This window comes from Dolichospermum sp. LEGE 00246 (genome assembly GCF_015207865.1).
Lineage (GTDB): Bacteria > Cyanobacteriota > Cyanobacteriia > Cyanobacteriales > Nostocaceae > Dolichospermum > Dolichospermum heterosporum.
In genome coordinates this window covers 1-6036 of record NZ_JADEWA010000335.1, presented here as the reverse complement: position 1 = coordinate 6036, position 6036 = coordinate 1, and the positions used below count along the sequence as shown (strand labels likewise).

General features: G+C 38.4%; 7 protein-coding genes and 1 tRNA gene. 3 read left to right on the top strand and 5 right to left on the bottom strand.

The genetic code is table 11. The features are described from left to right. Positions 1 to 172: 172 nt before the first annotated feature. Positions 173 to 1006, top strand: a complete 834-nt coding sequence (locus tag IQ228_RS18995) for a metal ABC transporter permease (RefSeq protein WP_193963937.1) — start codon at positions 173 to 175, stop codon at positions 1004 to 1006. Between the two features lie 78 nt (positions 1007 to 1084). Then, a tRNA-Phe gene (locus IQ228_RS18990) sits at positions 1085 to 1157 on the top strand. Between the two features lie 1218 nt (positions 1158 to 2375). Here IQ228_RS18990 and IQ228_RS18985 read toward each other — a convergent pair. The 3 genes from IQ228_RS18985 to IQ228_RS18975 form a co-directional block, all read right to left on the bottom strand. Next, positions 2376 to 2708, bottom strand: coding sequence for a nucleotidyltransferase domain-containing protein (locus IQ228_RS18985; protein ID WP_228043953.1), 333 nt, complete (start codon positions 2706 to 2708; stop codon positions 2376 to 2378). Positions 2709 to 3063: 355 nt separating this feature from the next. Beyond that, positions 3064 to 3498, bottom strand: a complete 435-nt coding sequence (locus tag IQ228_RS18980; protein WP_168465828.1) for a putative toxin-antitoxin system toxin component, PIN family — start codon at positions 3496 to 3498, stop codon at positions 3064 to 3066. Further along, positions 3488 to 3709 (bottom strand): hypothetical protein, encoded by a 222-nt coding sequence (locus tag IQ228_RS18975; RefSeq protein ID WP_039199730.1) that lies wholly within the window; start codon positions 3707 to 3709, stop codon positions 3488 to 3490. The genes IQ228_RS18980 and IQ228_RS18975 overlap by 11 nt, the downstream gene beginning before the upstream one ends. Before the next feature lie 272 nt (positions 3710 to 3981). On the opposite strand from IQ228_RS18975, the gene IQ228_RS18970 reads away from it, so the two are divergent. Next, positions 3982 to 4128 (top strand): hypothetical protein, encoded by a 147-nt coding sequence (locus IQ228_RS18970; RefSeq protein WP_193963935.1) that lies wholly within the window; start codon positions 3982 to 3984, stop codon positions 4126 to 4128. Positions 4129 to 4167: 39 nt separating this feature from the next. Here IQ228_RS18970 and IQ228_RS18965 read toward each other — a convergent pair whose 3' ends face one another. Further along, positions 4168 to 5226, bottom strand: a complete 1059-nt coding sequence (locus IQ228_RS18965) for a glycosyltransferase family 2 protein (protein WP_193963933.1) — start codon at positions 5224 to 5226, stop codon at positions 4168 to 4170. A 49-nt stretch (positions 5227 to 5275) separates the two neighbouring features. Next, on the bottom strand, positions 5276 to 6036 hold a 761-nt coding region (locus IQ228_RS18960), incomplete at its 5' end, for a glycosyltransferase (protein WP_193963931.1).

Below are 6036 nucleotides of genomic sequence, written 5' to 3'. Positions count from 1 at the left end.
GAGTAGGGGGAGTAGGGGGAGTAGGGGAGAAATTTCTTCCTTCTTTCTCCTGAACTTCTTTCTCCTGAACTTCTTTCTCCTGAACTCCTGATAGCGCAGCATGGCTTTAGCCATACTCCTGATAGCGCAGCTTGGCGTTAGCCATACTCCTGAACTCCTAACTCCTCTCAGTATGACCATTAACTATCATGACTTGGTGAATTTATTACAATTTCCCTTTATGCAGCGTGCCATTATGGGTGCTGTGTTAATGGGCATTTTAGGCGGGTTATTGGGCAGTTTCGTTACATTACGGCAATTATCCTTTTTTAGTCATGCCGTTGGTCATGCAGCCTTGGTAGGTGTGGCATTAGGCGTGTTACTCAACACTAATCCTGCCTGGATGTTACTCCCGTTTACCTTAATCTTTGGAGTTGTTGTTCTCTACCTAATTGATAAAACTGATTTGGCTAGTGATAGCGTTCTCAGCATAGTGCTATCTGGGGCATTAGCAATCGGTGTAATTCTCACCAGTTTTATTAAAGGATATCGCGGTAACTTAATGGGGGTACTATTTGGCGATATTTTGGCTATAGATAACACAGATTTAATTTTGACGCTATTGGTACTTGTTGGTAGTAGCGTTTTTTTATTATCAACTCTGCCGCAACAGATTCTGTTAACTCTTAATCCCGACGTTGCTCAAGTGCAAGGCATACCTGTACAGTTATATCGCTATGGATTCGTTGTTTTGCTTTCTCTTGCCGTAGCTGTAGCAATTAAAGCCGTTGGTGTTTTATTAGTAAATGCGTTTTTGGTAATTCCGGCTGCTACAGCCAAACTTATGAGTCACCATTTCAGCCGCTTCCTGATTCTATCGGTGGTTGTCGGCTGTAGCAGTAGTATTGCGGGAATGATGGTTTCTGGTTTGTTTAACCTGGCTTCTGGACCAAGTATTGTTTTTGTGCAGTTTCTGGTATTTGTGACTGTGTTTAGCTGGGTGAAGTTGACAATGAAGATTAGCTAAAAATTATTTTCAATAACCCCTTGACTAATCTTTTTTATCATGCTAAATTTAGTAGCGGTGGTGAATAAAACAGCCCACGCCGGGATAGCTCAGTTGGTAGAGCAGAGGACTGAAAATCCTCGTGTCACGAGTTCAAGTCTCGTTCCTGGCATCATATCTAAGCACGGGTGAGATTTAAACTTTTGCCAAATGACAAAGAACCCAGATGTGCAGGGGTTTAGCACTGCTTAATGGTGTCAACTTAAGCCCTGGCGAATGGAATTCACGGCTACACAAACAAAGTCCGCCTGCGCGGACTAAGGAAAAATCAAGGATTGAAACCCACGCAGGTGGGTTTTGCCTGTGTAGACGCGGTTTCTAACCGCCTGTTTTACTATCCCGCAAAGAACTCAAGTCATCTTATTCCCAGTCTCTGACTGGGAATGAATTCTAGAAGGCTCTGCCTTCAATAATATTAGAGGCAGAGCCTCATCAACTGTATTCCTAGTCAGAGACTAGGAACGAGATGTGGTAGGGATTTGAGCTTAAGTTGACACCAATGAAGCTCTTGCTTTACTCCTACACATCTGGGTTCTTTGTCATTTGGCAAAAGTTTAAATCTCACCCGTGTTTAGTATAACTGGATTACCTACTGATAATTTTAGTGACTTTTATCATAGCAAACAACTTAATCCGCCCAATCTTTTAATCCCTATAATCCGCGATTCTGACTTTGTCGGAGGCACATCGCCGGATTCGTTAAGAATTGTAAAACCATAAGAATGTAAGGATTAAAATGTCATGAAACCTTAAAATGAGAATTGCTGTGATCTGAACTAGCGATCGCCATGATTAATATTATATTATTATCAGCAAGTATAGATTAGGCTGGTTTTAGAGAACTCCTTGCAGCAGTGCTTACGCGATCGCTTTTCACCAAACTGCCCACTGTTCCAGTGACCTTAGAACTGTTTAACTTACAGCGACAGAGCGGGGAACTAGTGAAGCAGCGAGGTCTTGGGGGTTTCCCCCATGAGCGACTGCTGAACCCCGAAGGGGCTACGCATTCCGAGGTGTCGTGACTCGAATAACGGCTACCATGAGAGTAAACTCAGGGTGGTCTGGTCAGTGCGGCTTGCTTGATTACTCTTGCAAGCCCAGTCCCTTTAGGGCTGGGTTACTGACTATTAAGTAACACATAGGCAGCTTTAAAATCTCGCTGGCTCTTGATTATACTCAAAACGTCTAAAATCTGGACTTTTTTATGATATAAAAAACAAGTTCAAAGCCTCTCCCCGTTGCGGGGAGAGGTTTGGAGAGGGGTTCTATATTTGGTTAAACTATAAACCGTTTTCAGTATAACCACTGTCTAGTTTCTGCAAATTTTGCGTTATCCATACAGGAGTTTACCCTGACGTATTACTTGATTGACTAGTGAGTTGGCTACACTAGCCTTGAGTTCAACTTCTGAGCGGGTCATCACCAGAATATCTTTTGGAATACCAATACCACGCAAAGCTTTATATGCCTGACGCGCTCGACGATAGCGTGGTTCATCTGATTTTGAGATAATCACCAATAAATCAATATCGCTATCCTCAGTCGGTTCACCGTAAGCATAAGAGCCGAACAAAAAAATCTGTTCTGGTTCGAGCGCGCTCACCAGTCGGTTAGTAATTTCATTTAGAAAGTGAGTGCTTAAATGCTTGGCAGCCATAAACATAAAATTTAACTTACTCTAATACTTTCTCTAAAATACACTAAATAAGATGGGGCAATGAACTTTTGCAAAATTTTGAACAACCAAAGCGATCGCCATGATTAATATTAGTATAGATTAGGCTGGTTTTAGAGAATTCCTTGCAGCAGCACTGAAGCGATCGCTATGAGTAGTATTTTTAGAAAAGGCAAGTATAGATTAGTATGGCTGGTTTTAGCGATCGCCCTTGGTTTATCTACTATAATTCCTGTGAGGATAGCGATCGCGTAAGCGCTGCTGCAAGCAGTTCGCTACTATTGTCCTTAGTAGTCAAGGGATTGTGGTTACACCTCTTGCTGTACCTTCAGCCGGTGACAAGTCAGAATCTCTGATGCGGGTCTGAAGATAAACTATCTAAAAACTGACTCGGTGTAACAATCAAGATATCTCGAAAAGGATGCAGTTCTAATAAGTCTTTGTCTCCTGTGATAATATGAGTGGCATTTCCAGAAATGGCTAATTCTAAGAATTTATTATCTTTAGGATCTCGACAAATATCAATTGTTTCATTAATTGTGATTAATTCTGTTTCTCTAGCTAAACTGGCTAAAAAGTCTTCACGAATTTTTCTCGATAGATAGCGGTCAAATTTTGGACGACTGAGTACATCAATTAATTCTGATAAAATTTCCACAGAAATTAAGATTACTCCGTTTTGTTTGGCTTCTCTAAGAGCTTGCATTGTGGTAGATTTAGAGAAGATTAATGCACTGACAATTACATTTGTATCAATTACGATACGGTTAGTTTTCATCCTTGAGAATAGATTCTAAAATTTCCGGGGTCATTCCCTTAGCAATGGCTTGTTGACTCGCTTCTTCCATGATATCTAAGAGTGGTTTTTGACTGACTGCTTTTTGCAGCATTATGTTGAGAAATATTTGGATTTTTTGCTGTTTTTCTGGTTCTGCTTCTCGGTACGCTTTGGCAATTTCTGGGTCAACTTGAATGGTAATGTTTTCCATGATAAGTTACAAGTTAATTAGTCTAGTTTTATTATAGCGATCGCCAGTTATTTCTGTTTTATACTATCCTGAATTATCTTAATCTCCTCTTCTGTTAACCTATACAATTTGTACACTATAGGGTGTGTTGGCTAGTGTTAAGGATGTTTTAAATGAGATGCAAGCATAGGAAATGAGAATTTCAGACCGGCTGTATGTGCAGGTTTTGACTTTAGCACAGGAAAAGAAAGTTTGAGGATAGGTAAGGTAATTTATCTCGTGAGTAGTTGTTAGTGAGATTTCAATGGCGAACTGCTGACGCGATCGCTATGAGTAGTATTTTTAGAAAGGGCAAGTATAGATTAGTATGGCTGGTTTTAGCGATCGCTCTAGTACAATACGGCGTAAATTTCCAAAGACATTTTCCGCTCCCCGCCTAGAGGTGATTATCAAACGTAATATCACAATAGAAGCGAACTCTACCAGGCACTAACTCTCAAAATCTTATGCCTAATTAATTGATAAGCATAACCTAAAGAATGAGCAATTGGCATTGTTAATAAGACTATTCCACATAAAAACCAGCGACTTAGGAATGATGGTATTTTATCTTTATCACCCCGCCAAATTTCTGACTCGAAACTAGTTCCTAATTTGAAGTTGACTCGCAAACTTTCTAAAAATGGCAATAATAGCCCTAAGATAACTAATATTTCCATAGGTAGCCCCAGTCGAGGAAACAGTAAATCAATTAACAACAATAAAGTTATTGATGATATTACCAAAAATGGTACTATGCCTCTTATTTGGGACTTAATAGAGTGTTTAATGCTGGTTAAATAACGACCTCGACCGTATTTAAAATATTGAATATAGAGAGACTTGAATGTTTTTCGGGGATAGTACCAAACACGGATTTTGGAACTGATGTAGATTGCATTTTGGTCTTTTTTAAGTAGTTTTTGGTTGAGTTCCGCATCTTCATTAGCAGTTGCTTCTGTTGAATAACCTGATACTTCTTTCAAAGCCTTCTTCCAAAAACATCCTAAATAAACAGTTTCTGCATAACCGTTATAATTTGGGTTTCTATATTTTGCTCCTCCACTGCCTAAAATACTCTTGGAACTTAGAGCTATTCCCGCTTGAAAAGGTGTTTTAGCGGCAAAACGTTGCGCTCCACCCACATTTAGAGCTTTGGATTCTAGTAATGCTTCTACACATTTTTCTATATAGTCAGGAGCGTAGTCTGAATGAGCATCGGCTCTAAGGAAAATATCACCCCTGCATTCTTGTAATATGAGATTTAGTCCAGCAGATTGAACCTTTAAAGGGTTATGTATGAGTTTAATTCGGGAATCTTGTGTAGATAATCTTTTTACTATCTCTTGAGTGTTGTCATTACTCCCACCATCAGCGATTATGACTTCAATTAAATTCTGATATTCTGTTGCTAAGAAACCTTTGATTACTCGTTCTATATTAGCTGATTCGTTGTAGGTGGGAATGGCAAGAGAAATGGTGGGTAAATTATCTAACATAATTTCTTATTATTCCTTTGAGAAAGCACTCGTAATTATCTTAAGAGAATCATACAATTTTGTTCATAATCTTTGAGAGATAATCATCCGAGTGATGTTTTTGGAAATATTTTACCGATTCCCAGTAAAGAAATTTGTATTCGCTTACATTCATGCTAAACAAATGGTTAATGCACTGTAACAGTGCCGACTCATCATTAAAGTTAACCATAAATACAGATTTTAATTCTTTTAAATAAGCGAAGGCAGGAATATCATTTACGATTAGTATCTTCCCAAATTTTAACGCTTCTGGTATAACAGCACTTTGCGTTGAAAAAAAGTAAGGAACTACTACAAAATGTGTTGTATGTAACAAAAAAATCTTGCCAGAATTTGTCATGTAGCCAGGAAATTTAATTATTAATTCTTCGTCGTAATTTACATCTATACCTATGTCACGACCGCCACGAATAAATCGAGCCTTACCTGGGTAATTCTTACTGATAGAATTGACAAGTGATATAAAACCTTGAGGATTTTTATCTTTTGCTATCGTACCAAGCAATGAGAAAACTTTGTAATTATCCCAAGTAAGCTTCAACTGTAATAAGTTTTTTTGCAAGTTTGTCTCTAACTCAGATGAAAATGTCAAATTAACCTTAATAATTTTTTGGATTTCAACAAATTCTTTAGCTCTACTTAATGCTTCATCACTTGGTATTAAGACCTTATCCGATAATTTGGCAAATAATAAATTACAATAATAGACTAGAAATGCTTTAATAGGATTAATTCTTCCTGGTTCATACTTAGGTTCATGCATTAAAT